The organism is Streptomyces roseirectus (genome assembly GCF_014489635.1).
Taxonomy (GTDB): Bacteria; Actinomycetota; Actinomycetes; order Streptomycetales; family Streptomycetaceae; genus Streptomyces; species Streptomyces roseirectus.
Window position 1 is genome coordinate 9,225,818 of sequence record NZ_CP060828.1, and the last position, 22,667, is coordinate 9,248,484.

Annotated in this window: 21 protein-coding genes and 2 pseudogenes; 11 read left to right on the forward strand and 12 right to left on the reverse strand. The window is 70.3% G+C overall.

What is annotated here, in order from left to right:
* Entirely contained in the window at positions 1-3,219 is a 3,219-nt protein-coding gene (locus IAG44_RS39650) for a Tn3 family transposase (protein WP_187751860.1), read from the reverse strand.
* 181 nt (positions 3,220-3,400) lie between these two features.
* Positions 3,401-3,655: pseudogene (locus tag IAG44_RS43975) on the reverse strand (NAD-dependent epimerase/dehydratase family protein); the annotation flags it as partial.
* A 380-nt stretch (positions 3,656-4,035) separates the two neighbouring features.
* Between IAG44_RS43975 and IAG44_RS39660 the strand changes: the two are divergent.
* Both IAG44_RS39660 and IAG44_RS43980 read left to right on the forward strand, forming a co-directional pair.
* Positions 4,036-4,188, forward strand: a complete 153-nt coding sequence (locus IAG44_RS39660; RefSeq protein WP_187751862.1) for a hypothetical protein — start codon at positions 4,036-4,038, stop codon at positions 4,186-4,188.
* A gap of 56 nt (positions 4,189-4,244) precedes the next feature.
* Entirely contained in the window at positions 4,245-4,517 is a 273-nt protein-coding gene (locus IAG44_RS43980; RefSeq protein WP_246562577.1) for a hypothetical protein, read from the forward strand.
* Here IAG44_RS43980 and IAG44_RS39670 read toward each other — a convergent pair.
* The 4 genes from IAG44_RS39670 to IAG44_RS39685 form a co-directional block, all read right to left on the reverse strand.
* Positions 4,471-5,274 (reverse strand): SDR family oxidoreductase, encoded by an 804-nt coding sequence (locus IAG44_RS39670; protein ID WP_187751863.1) that lies wholly within the window; start codon positions 5,272-5,274, stop codon positions 4,471-4,473. The two genes, IAG44_RS43980 and IAG44_RS39670, sit on opposite strands and share 47 nt — an antisense overlap.
* Complete coding sequence (locus IAG44_RS39675; RefSeq protein WP_187751864.1) at positions 5,271-6,578, reverse strand: wax ester/triacylglycerol synthase domain-containing protein; 1,308 nt, start codon at positions 6,576-6,578, stop codon at positions 5,271-5,273. The genes IAG44_RS39670 and IAG44_RS39675 overlap by 4 nt, the downstream gene beginning before the upstream one ends.
* 1 nt (position 6,579) lies before the next feature.
* Entirely contained in the window at positions 6,580-8,241 is a 1,662-nt protein-coding gene (locus tag IAG44_RS39680; protein WP_187751865.1) for a benzoate-CoA ligase family protein, read from the reverse strand.
* Between the two features lie 268 nt (positions 8,242-8,509).
* Positions 8,510-10,027: an aminotransferase class V-fold PLP-dependent enzyme gene (locus tag IAG44_RS39685; protein ID WP_187751866.1), complete on the reverse strand. Its 1,518-nt coding sequence runs from the start codon at positions 10,025-10,027 to the stop codon at positions 8,510-8,512.
* 322 nt (positions 10,028-10,349) lie between these two features.
* On the opposite strand from IAG44_RS39685, the gene IAG44_RS39690 reads away from it, so the two are divergent.
* Together IAG44_RS39690 and IAG44_RS39695 are read left to right on the forward strand one after the other, a co-directional pair.
* Entirely contained in the window at positions 10,350-11,237 is an 888-nt protein-coding gene (locus tag IAG44_RS39690; protein WP_187751867.1) for an isocitrate lyase/PEP mutase family protein, read from the forward strand.
* Positions 11,238-12,309: 1,072 nt separating this feature from the next.
* A complete protein-coding gene (locus IAG44_RS39695) occupies positions 12,310-12,777 on the forward strand; it encodes an NUDIX hydrolase (RefSeq protein WP_187751868.1) in 468 nt (155 codons plus the stop codon).
* A 115-nt stretch (positions 12,778-12,892) separates the two neighbouring features.
* Here the strand turns inward: IAG44_RS39695 and IAG44_RS44410 are convergent, their stop codons facing one another.
* From IAG44_RS44410 to IAG44_RS39725, 6 genes and pseudogenes are all read right to left on the reverse strand, one after another.
* On the reverse strand, positions 12,893-13,075 hold the full coding sequence (locus tag IAG44_RS44410) for a DUF397 domain-containing protein (protein WP_187753075.1): 183 nt from the start codon (positions 13,073-13,075) through the stop codon (positions 12,893-12,895).
* A 74-nt stretch (positions 13,076-13,149) separates the two neighbouring features.
* Positions 13,150-13,377 carry a DUF397 domain-containing protein gene (locus IAG44_RS39705; RefSeq protein ID WP_187751869.1) on the reverse strand — a complete coding sequence of 76 codons (228 nt, stop codon included), beginning with the start codon at positions 13,375-13,377 and terminating at the stop codon, positions 13,150-13,152.
* 42 nt (positions 13,378-13,419) lie between these two features.
* Positions 13,420-13,545: pseudogene (locus tag IAG44_RS39710) on the reverse strand (DUF397 domain-containing protein); the annotation flags it as partial.
* A 327-nt stretch (positions 13,546-13,872) separates the two neighbouring features.
* Positions 13,873-14,163, reverse strand: a complete 291-nt coding sequence (locus IAG44_RS39715; protein WP_246562605.1) for a DUF397 domain-containing protein — start codon at positions 14,161-14,163, stop codon at positions 13,873-13,875.
* The gene (locus IAG44_RS39720) at positions 14,163-15,074 is read right to left on the reverse strand and encodes a helix-turn-helix domain-containing protein (RefSeq protein ID WP_246562618.1); all 912 of its coding nucleotides are present in this window, start codon (positions 15,072-15,074) and stop codon (positions 14,163-14,165) included. Before IAG44_RS39720 ends, IAG44_RS39715 begins: the two co-directional genes overlap by 1 nt.
* A gap of 374 nt (positions 15,075-15,448) precedes the next feature.
* Positions 15,449-15,763: a hypothetical protein gene (locus IAG44_RS39725; protein WP_187751870.1), complete on the reverse strand. Its 315-nt coding sequence runs from the start codon at positions 15,761-15,763 to the stop codon at positions 15,449-15,451.
* Between the two features lie 30 nt (positions 15,764-15,793).
* On the opposite strand from IAG44_RS39725, the gene IAG44_RS39730 reads away from it, so the two are divergent.
* From IAG44_RS39730 to IAG44_RS39760, 7 genes are all read left to right on the forward strand, one after another.
* Complete coding sequence (locus IAG44_RS39730; protein WP_187751871.1) at positions 15,794-16,258, forward strand: ATP-binding protein; 465 nt, start codon at positions 15,794-15,796, stop codon at positions 16,256-16,258.
* On the forward strand, positions 16,258-17,250 hold the full coding sequence (locus tag IAG44_RS39735; protein ID WP_187751872.1) for a hypothetical protein: 993 nt from the start codon (positions 16,258-16,260) through the stop codon (positions 17,248-17,250). The genes IAG44_RS39730 and IAG44_RS39735 overlap by 1 nt, the downstream gene beginning before the upstream one ends.
* A gap of 73 nt (positions 17,251-17,323) precedes the next feature.
* Entirely contained in the window at positions 17,324-18,835 is a 1,512-nt protein-coding gene (locus IAG44_RS39740; protein WP_187751873.1) for an amino acid permease, read from the forward strand.
* A complete protein-coding gene (locus IAG44_RS39745; protein ID WP_187751874.1) occupies positions 18,835-20,268 on the forward strand; it encodes a glutamine synthetase family protein in 1,434 nt (477 codons plus the stop codon). The genes IAG44_RS39740 and IAG44_RS39745 overlap by 1 nt, the downstream gene beginning before the upstream one ends.
* Before the next feature lie 129 nt (positions 20,269-20,397).
* On the forward strand, positions 20,398-21,075 hold the full coding sequence (locus tag IAG44_RS39750) for a helix-turn-helix domain-containing protein (protein WP_187751875.1): 678 nt from the start codon (positions 20,398-20,400) through the stop codon (positions 21,073-21,075).
* The gene (locus IAG44_RS39755; protein ID WP_187751876.1) at positions 21,072-21,968 is read left to right on the forward strand and encodes an ATP-binding protein; all 897 of its coding nucleotides are present in this window, start codon (positions 21,072-21,074) and stop codon (positions 21,966-21,968) included. Before IAG44_RS39750 ends, IAG44_RS39755 begins: the two co-directional genes overlap by 4 nt.
* Positions 21,965-22,651: a hypothetical protein gene (locus IAG44_RS39760; RefSeq protein WP_187751877.1), complete on the forward strand. Its 687-nt coding sequence runs from the start codon at positions 21,965-21,967 to the stop codon at positions 22,649-22,651. The genes IAG44_RS39755 and IAG44_RS39760 overlap by 4 nt, the downstream gene beginning before the upstream one ends.
* Positions 22,652-22,667 lie beyond the last annotated feature (16 nt).

Below are 22,667 nucleotides of genomic sequence, written 5' to 3' on the forward strand. Positions count from 1 at the left end.
TCAGGCCGCTTCGGTGAAGCCGGTGCTGGTCAGGTCCTGCTCGTGCAGGGGAGCGAAGTCGACGTCGAGTCTCGGGTCGTACGCCTCCGGCTCGATGCCGAGTTCGTGGGTGGAGTACTCGCCGAACCGTTTGATGCGTTCGGTCAGGTACGGGGAGATGTGGGCCAGGTCCTCGGGGTCGATCTCCCATCCCTCCTCCAGCGGTTGGCGGACGATCTCGGCGATGTCCAGGGCGTTGTGGAAGATGACGGCGTTGGTCAACAAGGCGTTGAACTTCATCGCCTTCTCCTGCTCGACGGGGTCGTTGTCGGCGATGACGCCCCGGTTGCCGAAGCCGACCCACTGGGAGAACCGGTTGAACGACTCGACCTTGTTCGTCGCCGCCGTCACCCGCCGACGCAGCGGCGCGTCCGTCAGATACCGCAGCAGCTGCACGGTGCGGATCACACGCCCGACCTCGCGGAACGCGGTGTAGGTGGCGTTCTTGTGGGAGCCGGAGCGCAGCCGCTTCAGCAGCGTCGCCGATGAGATGACGCCCTCGCGGACGGAGACGGCCACCCGCATCGGGTGCCGGAACTGGGACTCGATCAGGTCTAAGTCGATGACGTTCTTGCCCGGCTCGCCGAACAGGGCGTCGATGTGCACGTACTCGGTGGTCTTGGACGGCCGGTAGAAGACCAGGCCCTTCCAGTTCCTGATCCTGGGCATCAGGTCGAAGCCCAGCAGGTGGGCGAGGGTGAAGACAGGCAGGGACTGGCCCTGCGTATCCGCGTGCACGGTGGTGGGCTTGACCTCGGAGGCGTTCTTGAGCAGACCCTCGATGATGTAGACGGCCTCCCACACCCCGCACGGGATGAAGTGCGTGAACAGCGCGATGTAGGTGTCCGAGATGTGGTGGTAGGCGATGCCGCCCGGCTTGCCGTACCGCACGGACGTCTCGGCGAGCAGGTTGTCGAGGTAGGTGTCCATGTGCGTGCCGTCGGCGGCCACCGCGGTGCCGTCGCCCCACGCTTGCGAGATGTCCAGGCGGGCATGGGCGTTGACCAGGTCGGCGATGGCCTCGTTGAGCAGCACGAGGGAGAAGTGCCGGTTCGCCACGTACGCCAGTTCGTGCCCGCTCACGCCCGGGATGTGCCGGGCCGCCTCGTACGGGCCCATGTTGGTGCCCTTCACGAAGGTGGTGAGCACGTACCGGCCGAACGGGTCGGCGAGCTTCGGGTCGTGGCCCGAGGGCGGGCCGAAGCGGCGCCACCACTCCACCCAGTACGCGGTCCGCGCACAGATGCCGATCAGCGTGCGCTCCGGCATCCGCGCCTTGACCTGCTGCTCCAGCCGCTTCGCCGACGGGCGTTGCCCCTCCGAGCGGTGCGCCTTGAGCGACGGGATGCCGGTGGACGGGTCGATCACCAGGCTCTCGTTGTCCGGGTACCCGGCGTCGGCCGCCGCCGCGGCGGCCCGCAGCCGGTCCTCCAGTTGACGGCGGAAGACCCCGGCGTCGAAGCCGGCGGCCTCGCCCTCGTCCTCGGCGAGCCCGATCTCCACCAGGTACGCGGGCAGCTCCTCCTCGACGCCCTTCCAGGCGAGCAGCTGCTTGGACCAGTCGCCGTACTCATCCGACCCGGCCACCGCCACATCACCGGTGCGCAGTTCCTCGGCGAGGTAGGTGAACACCATCGCCTCGAAGTGCCGGCGCACGAACTGCCCCGGCCGCGTCCGGTCGACCACGGCCTTCTGCCAGTTCTGCGTGGCGAAGGAGATGCCGACCGCACGGCCGTCCTCACCGAGCGCGCTGATGTACTCGCCGCGGGCCGCCTGGTGGCGGCGGGCGTGCGCGAGCGCGGCCAGCACGGTGCGGTCCTCCGAGGTCGCGGCGAACTCCAGCTTCCCGGCCAGGTCGAACATCAGGGCCCGGTCCCGGCCGATCTGCCCGTACAGCAGCACCTCCCAGAAGTTGCCGTGGTGGGCGGAGACCTTCTCGATCTGCTCGTACTCCCTGGCGAACCCGCCGAACCCCTCCACCGCCCGGGTCACCGTGCCCAGCCCTCCGGCCTGCACCGTCATCGCCTTCAGGAAGGCGGGCACCACCGGCGAGACCTTCCCCTCCAACCGCCGCGCGACCTCGTCAGCCGACGCCTGCTCGTCCAGGCCCTGAAGGGCGGTGACTGCCTCGGCGGTCATCGCGGCGGCCTTCGCCAGCGCCTCCTGGGCCGGGCCTCCGTCGTCGAGGTGCTTGAGCACCGTGCGGTAGTTGCCGATCAGCGTCTCGGTCATCTCCCGCTCGGCGAGCCGCAGCGCCTCCAGCTCCTCCTTCGCCCTCTTCGTCTTCGACCCGACCCTCTTGCAGAACATCAGCGCCAGCTCGTCCCGCACCCGCATCCGTGCCTTGTGCACAAGACACGCCACCAGCGCGACCCGCTTGACCGGCGTGTACGCCTTCAGCTCGGACGCGTCCGTCGCATCAGCCTCCCCGGCGAAGTCCGTGACCTTCCGCGGCGCCACCCCGTCCGTCCACACCCCGGAATCGCCCAGGGCGTCCAGCCACTCCAGCTGCGCGATCAGCCGCTTGAAGTGCGACCACGTCGGACTCTGCGCGAACTTCTTCAGCCGGTTGTCCTGCGTGGTGCCGTCCGCGTCGCGCTCCTCCAGGAGCCGCAGCAGCCCCGCCCGCTCCACCGCGCTCATCCGGTCGTGGATGCCCGCGCAGATCGACGCGTTGACCTCCTTGCGGACGGTCGAGGCCATCGCGTCCAGAGTGGAGAACGCCGGCAGCTCCAGCCCAGCCCCCACGACCTTCTCCAACGCGATGTTGATCAGATCCGCCGGGCGGTTCTTCGCCGCGGCCTCGCTGCGGATCGACGCCTCCGCGATCCTCCGGGCCTCGGCCTGGTCGTAGACCACGCCCACCCGCTGCCGCACCAGGCCCCGGTGGTTCTTCGCGGTCTTCACCGCCTGGTACAGCGGCAGCGTGCCCTCCGGCAGCGCCACCGCCCGCCGTGCGAAGTCCACCACCATCTCCGGGACGTCCTTCAGTCTGGGGAAACACCCCATGCGCTGGTAGGACTTCAACATCAGCAGCAGCGGCAGCAGATGCTCGTCGCCGTCCGTGACCCTTGACGCCCACGCGACCTCATCGCGTGTTGGAGAGAAGAACAGATGCAGCTCATGCGCGGTGATCAGCTGCTTGAACCGCGGGTACGCGGTCCGCTCGATCGAGGTCACAAGTCCCGCCCCGGCCCCAGACGACAAGCCCAACATCACACCAACGGGGCAGAGCGGAACAGGTGACGGGGTACGGCCTCAAGGAACCGAGATCATCCCGTGGCCCCGTTTGGGCTTACCTCGGCGATCCCCCGGAGGGATCGTCAGCAGGCCGGTCGACGTGTTCGAGTACGGAGGTGGCGACGCTGTCAGTGACGTAGCACGGCGAACGCGTCTGCGTGCCGTCACCGGTGACGCGCAGGGGAAGGCCCGCCAGCGCGTGGCACAGGAACTCGGGGACCACGCGGCCGTCGTCGGGGCACATCTGCGGGCCGTAGGTGTTGAAGATGCGGACGATGACGGCGTCGACGCCCTGACTCGCCCGGTACGCCGTGGGCACCGCCTCCGCGTACCGTTTGGCCTCGTTGTACACACTGCGCGGCCCGATGAGGTTGACGAGGTCGGCCAGGGGGCCTCGCGCAGCCATGGTTCGGGGACGGTCAGGTGCAGGTCGGCGAAGCCGGCTCGGATGGCGTCGGTGTTGATGCTGCTGGTGTCGACCAGGGCGCCGTCGAAGATCGGACACCATGGCCGCCGGGCGAAGCGCCGCCAGGAGCTCGCGGTCGTGCGCCGACGGCTCGGCGCGGGCAACGGAACGATTCATCGACGAGCTCCGCCGGGCTGCCGTACAGGGGCGAGCGCCTGACGCAGCGCGCGGGCGACGAGGGCGTGGACCTGGGCGGTGGTGGCGGTGAGGAACGGGCGAGGGCCGTACATGACCGGCAGGTCCGTCCAGATGCCCTCGTCGGTCTGGGCGTCGATGAGGAAGCGCGGGGCGTGCTCGACGGCGCCGTGGGGTGGGCCGGCGTGGTGGGCGGTGGCGGTGGGGCTGGAGTACGGCTCGCCGGGGACGCGGGGCCGGCAGCCGTCGGGGCGTTGGACGGCGAGCGGCGTATCGATGGTGGCGCGGGTGTGCCGGGGCCGTGGTGATGCCGGTCTCCGCGCTCACGCCGCGCCTCGTGCACCGGTTCGGCATGAAGGAGACCATGAGCACCGGTCTGTTCCTGCTGGCCGCCGGGCTGTTCGTCATCTCCCTGCTCGACGTCGGGTCCGGCTACCCGCCGTTCCTCGGCGGCCTCGTGCCGGCGGGCTTCGGCATCGGCCTGAGCGGAGCCGTCGGCACCTCGGCCATCACCGGCTCCCTCACACCCGCCCCGGCGTCGCAGCCGGCCACCTCACCGCGGCCGGTCCGCGTCTCTTCTTCCGGCCCGCTCAGTGCACGGGCTGTTCCGGGGGAGGGTGAGGGCGGTTGTGGGTGATGGCGGCCACGGACTTGCCTCCGTCGACGGGAAGCGTCACCCCGGTGATCCAGGAGGCGCGGGGGGACAGCAGGTAGGCGGCGGCGTGGGCGACGTCCTCGGTGTCGCCGGTGCGGCCCAGGGGATAGCTGGCGGCGATGGTGTCCTCGGGCAGTGAGGTGATCGCGTCCATGAAGCCGGTCCGGACGAACGCCGGGGCGAGGGCGTTGACGCGGACGCGCGGGGCGAGTTGGTCGGCGAGGTCTTCCGTGAGCCGGTGGAGGGCGGCCTTGGTGGCGCTGTAGGCGGGCATGCGGAACACGCCGGTGGAGGCGGCGCTCCCCATCATCAGGACGGATCCGCCGTGGTCCCTCATCCAGGCCCGCCAGGCCAGTTGGACGTAGCCGAGGGCGGCCACGACGTTGGTGTCGAACATCCGGCGGCAGCAGTCGAGGTCGAGATCGATCGCCGGGGTGTCGAGCGCGGGGTTGATGCCGGTGGTGTAGACGAGCAGGTCCAGGCGTCCGAAGGTGTCCATCACGGCGTCGACGGCGGCGCGCCGGTCGCCCTTCTCACGGCTGTGGGCGGTGAGAGGCAGCACGCGTGCGCCGGTGTCCTCCCGGATCGTCTTGGCGGCGGTGCGCAGGGCGTCCTCGTCCCGCGCGGTCAGTGCCACCGATGCGCCCTGCCGGGCCAGTTCGGCGGCGATGGCGTAGCCCATGCCGCGGCTGGCCGAGACCACGAGCGCCGTCTGCCCCTGGAAGAGTCGGTCGGTCACCGGTCGTCCCCGTCCGGAGCGGCGCTGTCCGCGCAGGTGGACATGTCATCGACGGCCCGGCGCCACAGCCGGGGGATCTCCTCGGCGCCGGGCAGCGCGTGGTCGATCTGGAAGGAGACGGCGGAGGTGTCGCCGTGGAGGAAGAGGGCCGCGGTGAGCGGGAATCCGTCGGGACAGCAGATGATCGGCACGACCCGGTCGACGGGGTCGCCGAGGTAGGCCAGGCGCTGCCGGATCCGGAAGATCGACGCGACGCAGGTGAGCCGGTCGGGCGACGCGGCGCGCGCGATCAACTGCTCGTACGTCGTTCTCGGTTCGTGCCGGGTGATGCGGTACAGGGTCTGCTTGTAGACCGGGTCCTTGAGCCGGGCGGTGGCGGGCACGGTGCGCCGCAGCCTGCGCGCCGCCGTCATGGCGCCGCCGGGCAGGGCGAGGCGGGCGAGGTGGAAGCGGTTGCCGGGCAGGCCGGTCTCCTCCGGGGTGCGGAGGTTGACGGGGAGCATGACCGGCAGGGAGCCGTCTGCCGTCTCCGGACGGTGTACCGCGGCCCATGCGACGACCGCGTGGGTGAGGGCGGCCAGATGGACGTCGTTGCTGGTGGCGTCGTAAGCACGGGCGGTCTCGCGCAGGAGACGGGTCGGGACCTCCTGCCACAGCACGTGACGGCGGCCGGACAGCGGCTCCCGGCCGGGGCCGTTCCACCGGCCGTGGGGGCTGGTGGCCCGCCAGATGTAGGCGCTGGTGTCGAGGAAGGCGCGGGGATGCGGCGAGGGGACCGGGCCCGGCGGGAACGCGGCGGCCGACAACTCCGCGGGGCCGTTCTCGGGACCGAGGAGCGTCTCGACGACGGTGACGAGGTTCGCGGCGTCCTGGACCTCGTGGTGGCTGAACAGGGCGAGGCAGTACGTCCGGGGGGCGTGTCCGGCCAGCAGGACCAGCCGCCAGGCCGGGACGTCGTCGGGCAGGGGCCGGTGCAGCAGACGGCGTACGGCGTCGTCGAGGCGGCCGGGGCCGGCGGTCACCCGGTGCTCGAAGACGTGCCGGTCGAGGTCGGGAGCGGACGGGACCCAGCGCGGGACGCCGCCCTCGGTGGTCAGGAGGTGGGTGAGGCAGGGCAGGCGGTGCAGCCGGGCCCGGACACGCTCGCGCAGCCGCGCCACGTCCGGTGCGTCGCCGGTCAGGTGGAGGACGACGCCCACGTCGGGAACGGCCTCGGGATGGGAGGCCGCCCGGCCGGCGGTGTGGAAGAGCAGGTCGACCGGTCCGGGGGCGGGCGGTGTGAGCACGGATGTGAGGACGGACATGTCAGGCACCTCCTGACAGAGTGGGGGACGTGGGGTGTACGGGGCCGGTTCGCGCGGGGACGTGAGCACCGTCCTGCTGTGACCGTTCGAGCCGCGCGGATGCCTCCTGCCGGACGGCACGCCGGCTGACCTTTCCGGTTCCGGTGGTGGGCAGGGAGGTGAAGACGAGGATGTGGCGCGGGCGTTGGTACGCGGCCAGAGCGTCGTGGCAGAAGGCGATGAGCAGTTCGGGGTCGAGCGGCTGCGCGGAGGCGGGGACGACGCACGCCACGGGACGGTCCAGGCCATCCGTGTCCGGGAGCGCCACGACACAGGCCGCGGCGACGGCGGGATGCTGGAGCAGGCGGTTCTCGACCTCGCCCGGAGCGACCCAGATACCGCCGCTCTTGATCATGTCGCCGGCGCGGCCGTGGCAGACGTAGAAGCCGTCCGCGTCCTGGGTGAACAGGTCCCCGGTGTCGAGCCACGGCCCCTGGAACACCGTGGCGGTGGCCTCGGGCCGGCACCAGTAGCCGCTCGCCGCCGACGGCGCGCGCACCCTCAGCACGCCGGGTTCACCGGGCGGTGCCTCGGTGCCGTCGCCGGTGTGGATGCGCAGTTCGTAGCCGGGGACCGGCTTGCCGAGGGTCCCGGGGCGGCAGTGGCCGGGGCGGTTGGAGAGGAAGATGTGCAACGCCTCCGTCGATCCCATCCCGTTGACCGGGTCGATCCCGAAACGGGCCCGGATCCTGTGGTGCAGTTCCTCGGGCAGGGGCTCCCCGGCCGAGACGGCCAGGCGTACGCCGTCGAAGGCGGTGTCGGGTACGGCGGGAGTGCGCAGGAGGGCGGCGTAGGAGGTGGGGACGCCGAAGTAGACGGTCGGTTCGTCCTCGGCCAGGCGGCGGGCGATGCTCGGCGGGGTCGGCGGGGCCGGGTCGAGGATCGCCGCGGCTCCGGCGGCGAGGGGCAGGAGACAGGAGTTGCCCAGGCCGTAGGCGAAGAAGAGCTTCGCGACCGAGAAGCAGCGGTCGTGCTCGTGCAGCCCCAGCACCTGGCGTCCGTAGTGTTCCGCGACGGTACGGATGCTGCCGTGCCGGTGCATGGCGGCTTTCGGGCTGCCGGTCGTGCCGGAGGTGTACAGCCACAGGGCCGGGGAGTCCTCGGTGGTGCGGTCCGGGGAGCGGTCGCCGGGCGGGGATGCCTCGCCTGCCGCCATCAGGTGCTCCCATCTGATGCGGATGACGGGGGGTGAGGGCCGCACGGCGGCGTCGTCCACCACGACGACGCCCACGAGATCCGGGAGGGCGTGGTCGCCGCGCAGTGCGTCGGCCACCCGGTCGCAGAACTCGGATCCGGCGAGCAGGAACCGGCAACGGCAGTCGGTGACGAGCGCGGCCAGCTCAGCGGCCGTGTTCATGGTGGAGACGGGGACGGGCACAGCCCCCATGCGCAGGAGCGAGAGCAGGGCGACGACCGTCTCGGGCCGGTCGGCCGCGTGGATCACCACCCGTTCCTCCGGACGCACCCCCAGCGCCCGCCATCCGGCGCTCGCCACGGCGACGCGTGCGGCGAGATCGGCGTACGTCAGTGTCGAGCGGGGACCGATGAGGGCGGGACGGTCGCCGAGACCTCGGGCGGCCTGGCGGTCGACCAGGTAAGCGGCGGCGTTGAAGGACACGCTCACAGGGGATCTCCCGGAAAAGTGAGGACCGGCTTGACGACCTTTCCTGCCCGCATGTCTTCGACCGCCCGTTGGTCCACCCGAAGGGGTGGAGCGAGATGAGCCGGCCGAAGGGGAGGAGCCCCTTGCGATGCAGGTCGAGGAGGCGGGGATGAAGAAGAGGGGGGCGGGGGTGGTTCGCCCGGTGGGCGACAGCGGCCGTGATCTTCACCGAAGTTCTCTCCGGATTCGGCGGACGGGGCGTCGGACGTGGGCTGCCGCGCCGGCCGCGTCAGGTCTGGCCCTTGCACATGCGCAGGAGTTCCAGGGCCAGCCGGGTTCCGTCAGGCCCGAGGCGGTGGTGGAAACGCTCGATCACCTCCCGCTCCCGCGCCGGGTCGGTGCGGGACAGCGAGCCCTCCTGCCGGGAGAGGCGAATGCCGTGGCTGACGCCTTCCCGGGCCGTGACCAGGCCCATCAGATCGTCGTCCAGGGCGTCGATCAGCGCCCGTTGCCGCACGATCTGCGAGGTCGTCCGGCGCCTGCCGCTGGGCCGCGCAGGTGGTGGCGAGGCATGTTCCCCGGATCCGCGCCGCCAGTCCTCGGCCGCTTCCAGCAGGGCGTCCACGTCCCTCGGCGTGTTGTAGAGGTGGCAGCTGACCCGGACACCTCCCACGCCGGAGACGAACCGCACGCTCACGGCGACGCCTGCCGCGAGCAGCCACCGCATCAGCGACTCGTCGGCGCGCGGGTTTCCGGTGCTGAAGGTGACGATCGCGGACCGGTGCCGGACGCCACGCGGGCCGACGACGGTGAGCTTCAGCCGGTCCAGCCCTTGGAGCAGGTGCTCCGTGAGGGTCAGGACGTGGCTCTCGATACGCTGCGGCCGCAGTTCGAGGAACAGGGACAGCGCCGCCGAAAGTCCCACGGCGCCCGGATAGTTGCCGGTCCCGCCCGTCTCCCACGCGTACGCGTCCTCGGTGAACTCGTAGTCCCGCAACGGCGTGAGGTCCGTGCGCAGAAACGCCTCGCCCCAGGTCGGGGCCGGCGGTATCGCCGCGAAGAAGCCCGCGACGGGCCGGCGCAACCGTGGTCTCGCCCTCGGCGCGAGATAGAGGAAACCGGTACCGAAAGGCGAGCACAGCCACTTGTGCCCACCGCACACCAGGATGTCGACGGGGGTGTCCCGGACGCTGAACGGGAGCGCACCCAGGTGCTGTGCCGCGTCGACGACGAGCCAGACGCCCCGCTGCCGGCACAGCTCCGAGAGGGCCGCGAGATCGGCCCGGAAGCCGTTGGTCCACTGCACCGAGCTGAGTGCCAGCACCTTCACGGCCGGGGTCAGTCTGTCCCGGACCGCGTCCACGGAGAAGGCACCCGAGGCGTCGTGCGGCACGGTCCGCGCCGTGACACCGCGTTCCTTCAGCTGCCGCCACGCCACTCCCATCTGGATGAACTCCAGGTCGGGGAAGAGGACTTCGTCCCCCGCTTCGAGCGGCAACGACTCCACCGCGATCTTGAGCCCGTGGGTCGCGCTCTCCACCAGCGCGATGTCACTCGGACGTGCCCCGATGAGCCGGGCCGCCAAGGGGCGTGCCGCCGCTCTCAGGTCGTTCAGCCGGCCGTGTGCGGCGGTTCCCGACTCGGCCGCGAGGTACTGCATGCCCTGCACCAGCTCCGTCACCGCCCGCAGCGCGCGCACGGGGGCCACGCCGATGCAGGCGCTGTCCAGATACACCTTGCGGGCGAGGGCTGGGAACTCCCGTTCCACACAGGTACGGAAGTCACATGAAACATGTTCGTAAGACATGTGAATCACCTCTTTAAAGTGATTTCGTCTCCTCGCCCGGGCACTCAAGTGCACCGGATGAATCCGGACCACCTCAAGGGCGTACGACGCGACGATCGGTGCGCGGGCCGGGCATGAGTGGCGCACATGTAGTCATGCGATGAAATGAATGAAGGATGCCCATGCACCCTCATGGCGTCCGCCGGTCGGGAAACGTTTTTCCGGTGAACGCGTACCGCCGTACGGGTGAGGGTGGTCGCCTCTCGCGCCAGGGTGTACGCCGTCCGCGTGATTCTGGGGTCATTCGTCCTCGTGCTCGTTCCCCCGGTTCAGGAGTCAGGCGTTGACCTACGGCACCCAGTTGCGCGAGCGGATCGCGCGCCCCGGCACCACTCCCCTCATCGGCGTGTACGACATGTACTCGGCGTCGATCACCGCGGAACACTACGACGGCATGTTCGTCTCGGGGTTCGGCTTCGCCGCCTCCCACTACGGGCTGCCCGACATCGGCTTCATCGCCTGGCCCGACATGATCGCCTTCGTCCAGCGCCTGCGCGGCGCGTTCCCCCGGCACGACCTGCTCGTCGACATCGACGACGGATACGTCGACCCCGAGGTCGCCTGCCACGTCGTCGAAGCCCTCGAACGGACCGGCGCCTCGGGCGTCGTCCTGGAGGACCAGAAGCGTCCGCGCCGGTGCGGGCACGCGGACGGCAAACAGGTGTTGCCGCTGGAGGAGTACCTGGCCAAGCTGGAGATGGTCCTGGCGACCCGCCGCGACCTGGTCGTCGTGGCCCGCACCGACGCCACCGACGAGGACGACATCCTGCACCGGGCGCGCCGGCTCGCGGCCACGGACGCCGACGTCGTCCTCGTCGACGGCGTGCGCAGCGTCGAGTGGATCCACCGCATCCGCGAGGCCGTCGGCGACAAACCGCTTCTCTTCAACCAGATCGCGGGCGGCAAGTCGCCCCGCCTCTCCCTGAACGAACTGAGTGACCTCGGCGTGCAGGTGGCCATCTACAGCACCCCCTGCCTGTTCGCCGCGCACGAGGCGATGCACTCCGCGCTCACCGGTCTCAAACAGACGGACGGCCGACTGCCCGAGGTCGACACCCGAAACGGCGTCGGCGTCCGCTCGGCCACCCGGTTGCTGGAGAGGAACGTCGCCCGGCTGCGTCGGTCTCCGGGCACCGTCACGCCACAGACTCCGGCGGGCCCGTACGGGTGAAGCCGGAAGAGGGGGAAGGGGCGTGCTGCGCCGGCGGCGTGCACCCCGGCCGTCGTACCCGGCGCACGCCGCATGTCGATCGACGGCCTCAGAGACGTTGCTGACCTGGGGGCGGGCCCGAGCGTCTGCACCCCGGCGGTGCCCCTGACCGTCGTCTTGCCGACGGCGGAGTCCGGCGAACTCGTCGCTCGTCTTCGTCGCCGAACCCGGCCTCGCGCATGGGGGAGCATACTCATGGACGACGCCGTGCTGACCGTGCTCCAGGAGTCCGCCGCAGCGGAGCCCGGCCGCCACCGCCACCGCCCGCAGGCCGGGCCATCTGCCCGGTGGCGGACGAGGTACCGAGCAGGAGCGTCTGGGACAGGTCGATGGCATGGATGTCCTGGGCGGCGAAGAGGCTGGCCTCCAGGGGCATCTCCGGACCGAAGCTGACCGCGCTCCGTGCGTGCCCACGGCCAGCGTCTGGGGGCACTCCACCGCCGTGACCCGTCGACCAGCTCGGCGATACGCCCGATCAGCGCGGCCGCCTTCAGCGTAAGCCGCACGGTGACCTTCGGTGAACCGGGCGACGGCGAGGTACCGCGCCATACCGAGGACATCGTGCCGTCGGCCACCTGGCGAACTGGTAACCGGACGCGCGCCACATGCCGCTCACCGCCGCCAGGGAGGCGGTGAGCACCTGCTCGCTGCCGTCGGCCGACACCTGCGCTCGTCCCTTCCGCCGCCTACGGCGGCGTCTTCGCCGGGGCCTGTTGCCCGCCCTGCGGATGCCCGTACAGCGCCGGCCAGAACGCCAGCACTCCGCCGACCCTCCGGCCCGGCCGCCGCAATCACGCGGTCTGCTGGACGACGAATCGCGAGCGGTACGCGGAACCTTGGCGATGTCCCGGTTCGCCAGGAGATCCACGTGGGGAATCCTGCGCGCTCGTCGGTTCGCGCACCGTCGGACGTGTCCCGACCGCAACCTTGCGTCGAGCCGTTGGAGCACAACTTGCTCAGCTGGGCGGGGTGTTGAGCGGGTGCGTGCTACGTTCCGGAAACCGGGACACTCCATCACGGGACGAGGATCCTGATGACGTACACCCCGCCTCTTTGGCCCGTGTCGGTGAAGGGCGTCGCTCTCGACGGCTGTGGCCGTGTTCTGCTGCTGAAGAACGAACGCGAGGAGTGGGAACTGCCGGGAGGCCGTCTGGAGACCGGTGCCCCGGACGGGAACGGCTCTCCCGATGCCGGCCCGGAGGCGGCCTTGGAGCGGGAGTTCCGGGAGGAGACCGGCTGGGAGGTGAAGGCCGGGCCGCTGGTCGAGGGAGGGGTGTGGATCTACGAGCCCGTCCCCGGCCGCAGAGTCCTCATCGTCACCTACGGCTGCACCATCCTCACTCCCGACAGTCCCCCGGTCGTAAGTCACGAGCACAAGGAGATCGGCCTGTTCACCGGGCAGGAGGTCGCGGGGCTCACCATGCCCGAGGGCTACAAGCGGTCGATCACCGCCTGGTTGGGCCGGATCCCTGCGAATCTCGACGACTACGAGCGGCTGTAGGGGAGCCGGTGAGGTGGGGAGCCGACCGCGTTCTGCCGTGTGATCAGCAGCGGGGACGCTCCGAGTGCGCCGACGGCGGCCCTCGCTCGGAGGACCGCCGTGGTGACCGGCTGTGTCAGATGGTGAGGCCCTGAACGAACGCTGCGAACGCGGGGCTGTCCACCAGGATCGCGGGCCCGTGCTCGACCTTCGAGCCGCGCAGATCCGTGTGCCCTGAGAGGGCAGCGATCTCAAGGCAGTTGCCGCTGCTCTGGTCCGAGCAGGTCGACCTGAGCCAGGCCCACTCCGGTGCCGTGATCGCCTAGGTGAGGATCTTGCTGGTGTGGTTGCCTGGACCACCGGGTTCACGTGAACTGCCCGGGCATCCCCGCTTCAGAGCGCGCCGGTGATGCCACCCTGTCGGAACGCTGCCCACTCGTCTGCGGTGTAGCGCAGCGGTTCCTTGAGCGGGTTCTTGGAGTCGCGGATGGCGACGCCGCCACTGGGGAGGTCGGTGATCTCGACGCATTGTTCGCCGCCGCTGCTGGCGGGGGACTTGCGCCATGTGGCGTGAGTCAGGTCAACGGCGTACAGGTCGGCTTTGGAGTCGGTGGTGCTCACTGGAGCCCTCTCTTGCAGTCGTCGGTGGCCATCAGTCGTATGTCAGCGCGGGAATCTGCCGGAGCCGGCAGCCTTCACGAAGGCCATCCACGATGAGTGAGGGACGGCAAGCGTGGCGCGCTCGGGAGACTTGGAGTCGCGGATCCTGACGGCAGCAGGGGAGAGAGCGGCTTCGACGTAACTCGGTCGCCGTGTCTGTGCGTTGGTCGGTCATGGGTGACCTCGCGTTTGGGGTTCTCCAGGGATGGGTGTGTGCGGTTGGGGTGTCATGCTCTGCTCGGTCGTGAACAGGCTCTTGGAGGTGCTTCCCGCTGACGCGGGGTCGAGCCGCACGGAGGGCACCGGTGCGGAACGGCGCCGGTCGCGCAATCGGTGCCGTCTCCACGCTCGGGCCTGTCGTGGATCGGCAGTGCACGGCAGGCGTCATGGGCGAGGGCCCGTCTTGCGCGTTCCGTGTGGGGAACGGCAGACGGGCCCTCGGGGGTGCGGGTGGCGTCAGGCGGTGAGGTCGTTCTGGCGCAGGGCGGTGATGAAGGTGGTCCAGGGGGCGGCGGTGACCACGAAGGCGGAGCCGTGGGGGAGTTTGGAGTCGCGGACGGCCATGGCGCTGGTCATCCTGCCGCCCTGGACGCACTCGCCGCCCTGGTTGTTGCTGTAGCTCGACGAGAACCAGTCGAGGGCCATCGCGCCGGTTATCCTTCCGCCCTGGACGCAGTTGCCGCCCTGGTTGTTGCTGTAGCTGGACGAGAACCAGTCGACGTTCAGGTCATCGGCTCGGATGGGCATCAAAACTCCTTGCTTGCTGCGTAGATCATGCTCAGGGACTCCTTGTACCCCGGAGCAAGTGCTTGGAGGTCGCTGAACGCGTCCCTGTACCTCTTCACGTCGTCCTCCCGCCGCGAGACACCTGCGCTGGCGAGATTTTCGAGGTACACGATCGGCTTGAGGGCGACTGCCTTGAACTTCAGGACTGCGAAGGCGCCGTTCATTCCGGGATGGACCCCGAGGGTGAACGGCACGACCTGGATCTTGACATTCGGTTTGGAGGAGGCGAGGTCGGCCATGTGGAGGAGCTGTTCCTTCATGACCTGGGCGCTGCCGACCTTCCGGCGGAGCACCGCCTCGTTGACGATTGCGGTGTACTTTAGGGCACCCGTTTCCCGGTGCAGTACGTCCTGACGTGTTATGCGGACCGAGACTTGCTTTTCGATCTGCTCGGCGGCCAGTCCGGTGTGCGCCTGTTCGTAGATGGCGCGCACGTAGGCGTCGGTCTGGAGCAGGCCAGGGACGTACTCGCTCTCGTAGTTCTCCAGTTCCTCGGCCGTAGCTTCAAGCCCAAGGAACGCCTTGAAGGTCGGTGAGATGACGTCCCGGATGCCCTGGACCTGCCACCAGTCCTTCTTGGTCTTGGTGACCTTCGCGTACCCGATGAGCGTGTCCCGTTCCGTCGGCGTCGCGTCGTAGATCTGGCACAGAGCGATCACGTCCGCCGGTTCGACGGTCCCGTTCTCCCCGGTCTCCAGCCGAGTGAGCTTCGACGGCGGCCACGTGAGTGCACGGCAGACCTCAGAACCCTTCCTTCCCGCCCTCAGCCGAAGTCGGCGCAGCTCGTTGCTGAGCTGGAGTCGGCACAACGCGGGTGTCGCTGACTCCAGGGCCGGCATCGCGGAGTCGAACATCTCTGCATCCTCCTGCATGGTCGTCCACAGTCTGACGGCGAACGTTCGACCCGCGCAACGTGCATTTCACGAAACCGAGGAACGTTCGAGGTGTTGCTTCAACTCATTTCCCTGTGCACTGCTTTTGCTGGCAAAACGGTACATCAGAATTCTCTGTTTTGGCTTCCAGGGTGCCTCATCCACTGCCATCCTGATGTTCCGGCAGGCACTTCCCGCCTCCGAACTCGCCTTCATCCACGCTGTCTTGCCGCGGATGACGGCTGCCCTCCGCACCCTCCACGAAGCCGAGGCACCGCAATGCGTCACAGCACAACTCCCCACCGGGGACGGACCGGTGTGAACCGAGAACCTGTCCGGGCCGCGACGAACCGCAGACTTCTGCGGGTGTGCTTCTATGCCCCGCAAGGGTCGTTGGCGGGGGTGCGGTCCTTCGCGGTGGTGCAGGGTTGGCGGGCGGGGGAGTGGTACACGGACGAGTACCCCTGGAGTACCTGTGCGGCCCGGCCGGGGTGGGGGTTGGTGCGGCAGGCGGTGAAGTCGGGGTGGGTGGACGGTGTTGTGGTGCCGGCGCGTTGCGTGGTGAGTCCCAGTTGGAGCGAGTACGCGGAGCAACTGGCGTGGTTCGAGGAGCGGTTGGCGTTCATCGCTGTGGTGGCGGAGGGGTTGCGGTGAGGGCGCGGATGCAGCCGGGTGCGGCTACCGGGCATGTGCTGGGGAAGTCCTTGATGTTCGTCGGGATGGTGGGGCTGGTTGCGGTGCGGCGGCGGGGCTTGCGGCGTGCTTCCGGCGGGGTGTTCGAGGTCGAGGTCGCGGCGGAGCGTGGGTGTGTGCCGGGTGTGCGCCGTGGGGTGCGTGAGTGGCTGGAGCGTGGCGGGGGTGGTGTCGCGGTGGGTGAACTGGAGGTGGTGGTCTCGGAGTTGGTGACCAATGCGGTGCTCTACAGCGGTGCGGGTTCGGTGGTGGTGGCGGGGCGGAGGTCGTGTGGGGTGGTGCGGTTGGAGGTGCGTGATGGGGGGCGGTTCGTGCCGCCGTGCGGTGAGCCGGATCTGCTGGCCACCGGTGGGCGGGGGCTGGTGCTGGTCGGTGCGCTGGTGGAGGGTTTGGGTGGGCGGTGGGGTTTCGTCGACGGGGTCGGTGTGTGGGTCGAGGTCCCCCTGTCTGCGGCTGCGGACGGCGTCAACTCCCTGCGTGGGGAGGGGTGATGAGGCGGCTGGTGTATCACCCGGCGGGGCACGACGACGCGTTGCGGGTCGCGCTGGTGGAACTGGGTGCCGGGCACTGGCGGGCGATGCGGGACCTGCTGCGGGCCACGGGGGAGCGGTGGGGGTTGCGGACGTCGCGCACGCAGGTGCTGGCGGTCGCGGCGGCGCGCTCCGACGTCACCGCGGTGTGGGTGGGGGAGGAGTCGGGGTGTTACGACGCGTGGCTGATGAGCGCGCGGGTGGCGGTCGAGCGGGCGTTGCGGGCGCGGCGTACGGGGCACCGGCAGGCGCTGACGCTGGAGGTCAGGGCCCGCACCGCGGTGTGGGAGGCGATCAGCCGGGGGCCGGGGGATCCGGTGGCGTGGGTGTGCCTGCTGGCGCTCGCGCAGCTCGATACGCGGCAGGTGCGGGAGGAACACCGGTCCCCGTCCGGTGAGTTGGGGCTGCCCGGCGGGCCGTGGGGGCTGCTGCGCGAGGTCGACCGGCGCGACCCCTGCAACCGCGAGGCGTACCACCGGGTGGTCCAGTTCCTTCTCGCGCGGGAGTGCGCGACGGGTGGTGAGTCGCTGGCGGCCGTGCACGACTTCGGCCGGCTCGTGGCCTCCCGGCAGCCTTGGGGGTCACCGGTGTTGCTGCTTCCCGCCTACGGGTACGTGGAGCGCAGGCGGCTGGGGCTCGCGGATGGCGCGTGGCGGTTCTACTGGGCGGACAGCCCGATGACCGGCTACACCCTCGACGCCTTCCACCACTGGTTCCGCCGAGTGCCGCCGGTGCAGCGGTCGGTGGCCGACCTGAGCATGCTCGCGTACGCACTGTGGGCCGGCGAACGCCGCGCGGAGGCGGCCGAGGTGTTGAGGGCGCTGGAGCCGTACGCGGCGCACGAGCCCTGGGCGACCGTCCACACCGGTTCCTCGCAGGCCGACCCCGGCGAAGCCATGCTGCTGCGCGCCCGCGCCGAATGCCTTCCGTCGGGGGCCGGATTCTGCCCCTGAACCACCTTCCGTGACCGGCGGACGGCATCAACCTGCCCATTGGTTTCCGTTATGTGAATTTTGGAGGTTTTCTATGGCTCGGTCGAGTCGCGAGACGGTTCCCCGGAAGTCCGATAACGCCTACCTGAGAGAGCTGGGTTATAAGCCCGTCCTCGCGCGGCGGATGGGCCCCTTCGGGAACTTCGCGATCAGCTTTAGCGTGATCAGCGTCTTGTCCGGCTGCATGACCTTGTACGGGTTCGGCATGAACACCGGCGGCCCCTCCGTGATGTTGTGGGGCTGGGTGCTGGTGGGTGCGATGGTGTTGTTCGTCGGCGCGGGGCTGGCGGAGGTGACCTCGGCGTACCCGACGTCGGGTGCGTTGTACTACCAGGCGGAACAGCTCGGCGGCCGCAAGTGGGGCTGGTACACGGGCTGGCTCAACTTGCTGGGGCTGTTAGGGGCGATCGCCGGGATCGACTACGGGTGCGCGCTCTTCACGGGGGCGTTCCTCAATCTCCAGTGGGGGATCACACCGACGCCGGAGCGGATCATGGTGATCTTCCTGTGCATCCTCGCCCTGCACCTCGTGTTGAACCTGCGCGGGGTGCGGCTGGTGAGCGTCCTCAACAGCGTCAGTGTGTGGTGGCACGTCGGCGGCGTCCTCGTCATCGTCGGCGCCTTGATCATCGTCCCGTCCCGCCATCAGCCCGCGTCCTTCGTGTTCGGTGAGTTCGTCAACAACACGGGCTGGAGCAGCCCGCTCTACGTCGGGGCGCTGGGCCTGTTGCTCGCCCAGTACACGTTCAGCGGGTACGACGCCTCCGCGCATCTGAGTGAGGAGACCACCGACGCCCAGGTCTCCGCGCCGCGCGGGATCATCCACGCGATCGGCTGGTCCTGGCTGGCCGGGTTCGCCCTGCTCGCGGGGCTGACCTTCGCGATCCAGGACTACGCCGGCACCGTCAACACCGCGACCGGAGTCCCGCCCGCGCAGATCTTCCTCGACGCCCTCGGCCTCACCGGGGCCAAGCTGCTGCTCCTAGTAGTGATCGTCGCGCAGTTTTTCTGCGGCAACGCCGAGACCGCGGCGGCCAGCCGGATGGTGTTCGCGTTCTCCCGCGACGGTGCCCTGCCGGGCTCGGCGCTGTGGCGGGACATCGACTCCCGGACCGGGACTCCGCGCAAGGCCGTCCTCCTCGCCGTCGTCTGCGCCGCCCTCCTCGCCCTGCCCAGCCTCTACAGCCCTGTCGCGTACGCGGCGATCACCAGCATCAACGTCATCGGCATCACCCCGGCGTACGCGATCCCCATCTTCCTGCGCATCAGGAACCGGGCCAGGTTCAGGCCCGGCCCGTGGAACCTCGGCAGCTGGGGCGTGATCGTCGGCGTCGTCGCGGTGGTCTGGGTGACTGCGGTGACCGTCCTGTTCTGCCTTCCCCAGAGCGCCCCGGTCTCCGTCGGCACCTTCAACTACGCGCCGGTCGCGTTGTTCGTCGTCCTGCTCCTGGCCTCGGTCTGGTGGCGCAAGCAGGGCAGCTCGTACCAGGTTCCGGCCTACAGCTCCGACCGGTCGGCGTCGGCTTACGAGAGGGAGGTCATCTGATGACGACGAGCGCGGTCGCCGACGAGGCCGAAGTGAACCTGGCCCCCGTGCACGCCTCGGCGGAAGAACGGCAAGCCCAGCAGCATCTTCCGTATGCGGCTCTGCGGACCCTGATCGAGGCCGGGGAGATCCGCACGGTGATGCTCGCGGTTCCGGATCTGCAGGGCAGGCTGAAGGGCAAGCGGTTCGAGGCCGGTCATTTCCTCAAGCGGATCGCGCGGCGCAGCGCCGATATGTGTGCGTATGTGCTGGCCACCGATGTGGACATGAGTCCGGCGGACGGTTTTGCCCTGACCTCGTGGGAGCAGGGCTATCAGGATCTGTCGGTGTGGCCCGATCTGAAGTCGACGCGGCTGGTGCCCTGGAGGGAGCGTACGGCCGTCGTCTTCGGTGATGCGGTGACGCACGACGGTGTGCGGGTGGAGGTCGCGCCCCGGGAGATCCTTCGCCGCCAGCTGAACCGCCTGGCGGAGTTCGGTCTGTATCCGATGACTGGGATCGAGACCGAGTTCTCCCTCTACCGGGGCACCGATACCGCAGTCGGGGAAGACGTACTCCAGGGTCTGCGCCCCCTGGCGGCGGGGAATCTGGACTACTCCCTGGACCACGGTCCCCGCTCGGACCGCTTCTTCAGCCGTCTCCAGGAGGCTCTGATGGGTGCGGGGTTACCGGTGGAGGCGGTGAAGTCCGAGGCCGGGCCGGGCCAGGTCGAGGTCACCTTCCGCTACGGTAACGCCGAGATGGCATGCGAGCGGCATCTGCTGTTCAAACATGCGGTGAGGGCACTCGCGGCCCGCGCGGGGCTGACGCCGACCTTCATGGCGGCCCCGGAAACCGGCCTCGCCAACGGGATGCACGTACACATCTCCCTGTGGTCCGGGACGGTGAGTGCGCTGGGCGACCCCGACGGCCGCCTCACCGAGACCGGACGGCACGCCATCGCCGGCCTGCTGACCGGGCTGCCGCGGCTGGCGCCCCTCTTCGCCCCGAACACGAATTCCTACAAACGCTTCGTTCGTGGGTCGTTCGTGCCGACGGCGTTCACCTGGGGGTACGACAACCGTACGTGCGCGGTGCGGGTCGTCGGCGAGGGCCGGGCGGGACTGCGTCTGGAAGTGCGTGTCGCGGGCGCGGACGCCAACCCTTACCTCGTCGTCGCCGCGGTCCTTGCCTCGATCACGCACGGTATCGAGCACCAGCTCCAGCCCGGTCCCGCCCACCGGGGCAACGCCTACAACGCACGCGGCGGCGTCCACCTGATGCCCGCGACGCTCTACGACGCCCTCGTCGACTTCGAGGACAGCGTCCTCGCGCGCGAGGCGTTCGGCCCGGCGGTGGTCGGGCACGTCGTGCGTCTGGCCGAGCTGGAACTCGACCACGCGCAGCGGGAAGTCACGGACGTCGAACGCCGCCGGTGGCTGGCGCACGCCTGACGGCCTCTCCGTGCACGGCACCCCCGTGGACTGCGGTCCGCCGTGCACGGACTCCGGGCCCCGCCGCCGCACCGCCCCGTATCCGGAGGCGGCGGCGGGGCCACCCCCTCTTTCGGAGAACGCATCGAGATGACAGAGACGATCGCAGTGTCGGATTTTGACTGGCCCTCCCGGAAGGACCCCCTCTTCGACGAGAAGAGGCAGGCGTGCCGGGCGGAGCTGAAGCGGCGGCACGAGGACGAGGGCACGTCCATAGGCGAACTGGCGTTGGCGTGCGGGCGTTCCTACGGGTTCGTCCGCCGGGAGCTGGCGGCGGCGGATGCCCGGATCTGGCCGCGGGGTTCGCGCGCCGCGCGCACGTTCAGCCGCAGACAGGTGCAGGTGGCGCGGCTTCTGGCGGCCGGGGCGACCCCGGAGAAGATCGCGGCCGAACTGGGCCTCGCGGTGGGGCCGGTGTACGTCCATCTGCTGAAGGTGCGGCGCAAGACCGGTGCGGGCAGCGGCCGTTGGGCCTACCCGGCCGTCCTGGAGGTCGCCTACACCACCGGGATGCTGCCGCCGCCCGTTCCCGCCACGGAACACGTCGATCTCCCCGCGCGGCAGACCGCCCTGATCCCTCTGCTGGCGCGGGGACTGTCCCCCGAGCGGATGGCGGCCGTGCTCCAACGCGATGTGCGCTACATACGACTGGACCTGGCGATGCTCCAACGGGACCTCGGCGCGCTGTCCCTCGCGCACGTGATCACGCGCGCCCGCCAGCTCGGATTGGCGACCTCGCCCACGCCGGCCTGCGGGGAGGAACGGTGAGCGTTTCCCTCCTCCCGGCGGAGCGCAGGGCCATCGCGCCGGCGGCGACAGACCGCTCCCACACCGAGGTCCTGACCCACCTGGTCCGCGAGGGCCTGCCGGTGCCGCCCGGCGGACTGGGCTCCCTGTGGTCGGCCGCCGCCGAAAAACTGGGCACCCGGCGCGTGGAGGGGAAGGGCCGGCAGCCGGAACTGGTGTACCTCGCCCACGTCCACGGCTGCCCGGACGCCCCGCTGCCGCGCGACCCCGGCCCGCTCCCGCCCGACGTCCTCGGGCTCCTGCGGGCGCCGGCCGACGGCAAGACGCTGAGCGGGTACGCGAAGGAACTGGGCGTGCGCAGAACGCAGACGCAGGCCCTGGCCCGGTACGCCCGGACCCTGCTCGGCGCCCCGACCCTGGCCTGCCTGGTCCACCGGGCGCTGCCACGACTGAGGCACGCCGGGCACACGGCACCGGCCGCCGCAGCACCGGTGACGGCGAGCCTGCAGACCGAGCTGCCCGGCGACGCGAGCGCGGTGACGGCGGCCCGGGGATGGGTCCGGGCCACGCACGCCTGGCTCCGGTGGACCGGCCCCGCCGCCCACGCCGCCGAAGCGGCAGGCCACCTGGTCGCCAACGCCGTCCTGCACGGCCTGCCCGAGGACACCTTCCACGGTCACCTCCTGCTGAAGGCGTCCGCCACCGAGGCCAGTGAACTCCTCCTCGACGTCACCGACCACAACCCCCGGTTCCCGCAGTTCGACAGGTCGACGGGACGAGCCGGCGCCGACCGCGGGCTGCGCCAGATCGCCTGGCTCGGCGCTCAGGTCACCTGGAGAACCGCCCCGAACGCCCTCGGGAAAACCGTCCGGGCAGCCTTTCCCCCGGCCCGCCCGCTGGAGGAACCCGCGTGAAAACCCCTGCGGTCGTCCCCTACATCACCGCCCGCACGGGCGAGGAACCCGCCCCGCTGTCCCACCTCCTCGCCCGTCCCGGCCACGGGCTCGCCTACCCCGACGAGACCGACGGCGACCGCGACGCGCACGGAGTCCTGTGGGCGCGCACCTCCCAGCCCCGCGACGGCGACCGGCTCGTGGGACGGCCCCGCTGGCGCGACGTCCACCCGGCCCGGCAGCGCGAGTGCATGGAAGGACTGCTGTGCCAGGTCTGCGCGCTCCCGGCGAGCAGGACCGAGGCCGGCTACCTCTTCCTGGCCTCCCCGCCCAACGGCAACCCCCTTGCGCGCTGGCCCGAGGGCCACCTCACCTCCCAGCCGCCGCTGTGCCTGCGCCACGCGCAGACCTCCGTCGACCAGTGCGGATACCTCGCGCGGACCGGGGCCGTCGCCCTGCGAGCCAAGGAACCCCGCCCGTACGGCGTGCTCGGCACGGTGTACGGACCCGGGCCCGGGGGACGACCGCAGGCCATCCGCTCGGACGACCCGGCGGGCTACCTCGTCCACCCCTACCGGCACCGGCACGTGACCGCGTGGCTCCTGGCCTCCCAACTCGTCTGCCGACTGCGCGCGGTCACCGTGATCGACCTCCCCGAGGAGATCGCGGCTGACGCGGCCAGGACGTCCGCCGAGCCCGAGTGACGAACACCAACTGCCC